Raw genomic sequence first — 2910 nt, 5'->3', positions numbered from 1 at the left:
GAAGTGGAATCGGTGTTGAACCAGTTGGAGGATCTACTCATCGCCGAGGAAGTGCCCGCATCAAAAGGAAGGAAATGAAATTCGATCTCGTCACCAATTTACCTACAACAAACTGTCTCATTTATATTGACAAGTTCCGCTACTGAGTGCAGCGAGCGTTTCGATTCCTCGTGCATTCCCAAGCTTGGCGAGTGCTTTAGCAGCAACTAGGCGAAAATCCATATCGGGGTGATGGCAGAGCGAAACCAGAACCTCTATCCCGCGCTTGTCGCCCCGTTGCGCCAGCACTTCGGCGGCGGCAATACGAATATTCACGCGCACCTCTCTGTCTTGACAGAGTGCGACTAGCTCCGCGATTCCATGTACTTCCCCAAGTTTTCCCAGAAGCTCTGCCGCGACACGACGAATTCTCGCTTCTTCCGTGACCTCATCCATCTCGATAAAAGTATAGCGACTTCGGGTTGTCCCATGCCAAAGCGAAGCCAGTGGCTGCTCCCCCTCAGAGAGAGCAACCAGTGCTGCAATGCTTTGTTCATCTCCCAGCTTAGCTAGGGCACGCATGGGATCAATCTTCTCGTATCCCACTTCGGACGCACACAACTCTATCAATGCATCAACCACTTCGGCACTTGTCACTCCCAGTTTCCCAAGCGCTTTCATTGCCAAACTACGAACATTATTGTTGTCGTCTCTATCAAGACACCGCTCAATCAGCGTCGCAATCACTTCTTGACTTACAACTCCAAGGTCACCGAGTATCTCGACGGCATCATAGCGATAGACATTGTTCCCTTCACCTTTTTCCTGGCAGAGCGCAATCAGAGCCGCCACACCACGCTCATCTCCCAGTTTTATCAGTGCTCTTGCCGCATTGAGATAGACAGCAGAGTCTTTGCTCGCTGTCTCACACTGCAACGCTAAGGCCGTGCCAACCGCTTCGGACTTCAGTTCGAGAAGCACCTCCCAGACAAGCTCTCGCAGACCGTCACAGTAATGAAGATTCCTGCCGTTGCCCATATCCAGCACGATGGGAAGAAACCGAAGGCCAAGTTCATCGCGTAGCAGGCTTATCTCGGGCGTTGGTGCGAAGTCTTTGAGGCACCGGCTTGCCAGCCGCGCATCTCGAAAGAGCCATTTCTCATAGGGCGACTCGGGCTTCAGGATGGCTTCACGCACAAAAGCGACGGCACGCTCGGGAGGCTGGCTCGCTATAAACCGACAGATGCGCTCATCCCAGTCAGGATGGTGCTTCAGGTGCTGAATACGCTCCCGCACCACCGAATTGTCTACGCCTTCCAGAGACAATGCCATGGGCAAACTGTACCACAAAACCCAGGTGTGGACGCCCGGTCTTGGAAGTACGCGGTTCTGCGAACCTACAAAATCTGCTACGTCCGCAGGACGGCGTAACCCGGAGACGGGCCGTTCACGGCTCAGCGATTTGTGTTTCTGATTCGCCTTGTGCCTCCAGCAAGTTCCAGAGCTGTTCGATCTCCTCAGCGAGCCGTTCCTGTCGCTTTCGCATATCCTGCACTTCTTGTTGAAGCAGTTGTTGCTGGCCCTGCCGATGGCGATAGGCAATCAGTGGGGCACGGTTCAGGTGAAGCTGTTCAATGTGAAAGCTCCCGGTGGCGGTCAGTCCTCGGAGCTGATACATCTCTGTCTCTGTAAGATGCAAGCTAAGCTCGTCGTTGAGGGGGTGCAGAAGACGTTGCTCTGCTCCGGGGGGCCAGTAGTCACCTTTATAGGAATTACAGGCGTGACAGCAATACATCAGGTTCTCAATAAGGTCACTCCCACCGTGCACGACGGGCTGGAAGTGATCAATCGTCAGTTCGGCTCCGGTGTCGCCTTCGGTAACGCCGCAGTAGCCACAGGAAAAACCGTAGAGCTGACGGAGTTGGTCTTTTAGAGAGCGACGCATTGTCTCAAGCGGCCAGCAAGCGTTTCCGCTCAGAGTTAAGCGCTTGGCGCTCTGTGTAGAGTTCCCGCAGTCGTGCCAGAAACGCTTCTTCACGGGAGACGAGAGAGTGGAGTTCTTGCAGATGCTCCTGCATCACCACATGTTCTCTGTCCATACGGGCAAAAGCGGGGGCAAGGAGTGCTGCCTCTGCCGCATCCATCGCGGCATAGTAGGCAGCTAAATGCTCCTGCTCCGCAACGCTCAGAGTTTCGCCTTGTGCAGAACGTGAATGGAGCGCTTGCCCCTCTCTTCGTAAAGTCTCGTCCATGCAGCTATTTTACCCCCAGTCACAGAGCGTTTCGATGTGCGCGGCACTGCCGTCTCGGAGCCAGCCGTCGAGCTGGGCGGGGTCTTTGAGCTGCTGACCACGGAGCCTTGGCACGGCGACGAAGCTGGCTTGCCAGTCGGGAAGCGCGGTGATGTCGCCCCAGAGTTTCTCGAACTGCGCGACGGGGAAGATGTCCTCTTGGCCCGCGCCCCAGCGCTTTTTGACGTCCTTGAGCGTGACGTAGGTCGGCATGCGCGCCGCGACTCTTCGTACGCCCTCTTGCACTTTCTCGGTATCCGAGAGCGTCTCTCGGGTCAGGCCAAAGAGAGCGAGGAGCGCGTCTATCCGCACCCAAGTCGTGGCGGAGTTGTAGTAGGTCAGGCCAAACTCGGCCTCCTCACGTGGCATCGCGAGCCCTTCCACCAGGCGCAGGCGACCGTCCACGCGGGCCAGACCACCGCCCCGGTCTTCCAAGCGGCGCGGGATGACTTCTACCATGATGCCGTCGGTGCGCGAGGCGAAGAGCCCCAGGACACTCGGATCTACATCGGCACCGAGCGTGTCAATGTTATGGATCATCAGATACTTCAGCGCCGGACGCTCGGTGAGGAGCTTTTGCAGGAGCCCAATTTTCAGCAGGTTTGGGACTTCGTACCAGTGGCCCACCGGGTGCAGACAC

4 protein-coding genes are annotated in these 2910 nt (G+C 56.3%); all 4 read right to left on the bottom strand.

Going from position 1 to position 2910, the window contains the following annotated elements:
• Positions 1 to 117: 117 nt before the first annotated feature.
• Entirely contained in the window at positions 118 to 1311 is a 1194-nt protein-coding gene (locus RMO15_RS02335; protein ID WP_309707443.1) for a HEAT repeat domain-containing protein, read from the bottom strand.
• A 115-nt stretch (positions 1312 to 1426) separates the two neighbouring features.
• On the bottom strand, positions 1427 to 1924 hold the full coding sequence (locus RMO15_RS02330) for an HNH endonuclease (RefSeq protein WP_309707441.1): 498 nt from the start codon (positions 1922 to 1924) through the stop codon (positions 1427 to 1429).
• A gap of 4 nt (positions 1925 to 1928) precedes the next feature.
• Positions 1929 to 2231 (bottom strand): hypothetical protein, encoded by a 303-nt coding sequence (locus RMO15_RS02325; protein ID WP_309707440.1) that lies wholly within the window; start codon positions 2229 to 2231, stop codon positions 1929 to 1931.
• A gap of 9 nt (positions 2232 to 2240) precedes the next feature.
• Positions 2241 to 2910 (bottom strand): UTP--glucose-1-phosphate uridylyltransferase (locus RMO15_RS02320; protein ID WP_309707438.1); only part of this gene is annotated, 670 nt, incomplete at its 5' end.

Origin of the sequence: Armatimonas sp. (genome assembly GCF_031410135.1) — a bacterium.
Lineage (GTDB): Bacteria > Armatimonadota > Armatimonadia > Armatimonadales > Armatimonadaceae > Armatimonas.
The sequence above is the reverse complement of the archived record's forward strand: the minus strand, read 5'-3'. Positions and strand labels throughout refer to the sequence as shown.